The sequence below is a fragment of the Gordonia sp. DT219 genome, from assembly GCF_049847065.1.
In the GTDB taxonomy this organism is placed as follows: Bacteria; Actinomycetota; Actinomycetes; order Mycobacteriales; family Mycobacteriaceae; genus Gordonia.
On record NZ_JBNCNR010000095.1, the window covers coordinates 1 to 338 of the forward strand.

Sequence of the window (338 nt, forward strand, 5' to 3'; positions counted from 1 at the left end):
CTCCGCCCGCACCCGCGCCGACGGCCGATACCGCAACGCACCCGGCGGTGCCGTGGCATGCCCACCATGCCCACTCGGATCCCACGGCGGCGCCAGGGACCGATCAGCAATCGACTCCACCAACCGCGCCGCAATCTGCCGCGCCGCCTCCGGCACCTCGACACGGGTCGCCAACGGCGCCAACTCCCCCGCCAACACCGGATCGATCACCCCATACCCCCGCAACCGCGGCACCACCACCCCCGCCGAATCCGCCACCAGCGTGAACGCCGGAGCATCCGGGGTGATCATCGGCGACGGAACCACGATCGGCGCCGGGATGTCCTCGGCAGGAGGAG

At 72.2% G+C, this 338-nt stretch carries 1 pseudogene; it reads right to left on the bottom strand.

The features are described from left to right. Nucleotides 1-338: pseudogene (locus tag ACPXB3_RS22580) on the bottom strand (HNH endonuclease); the annotation flags it as partial.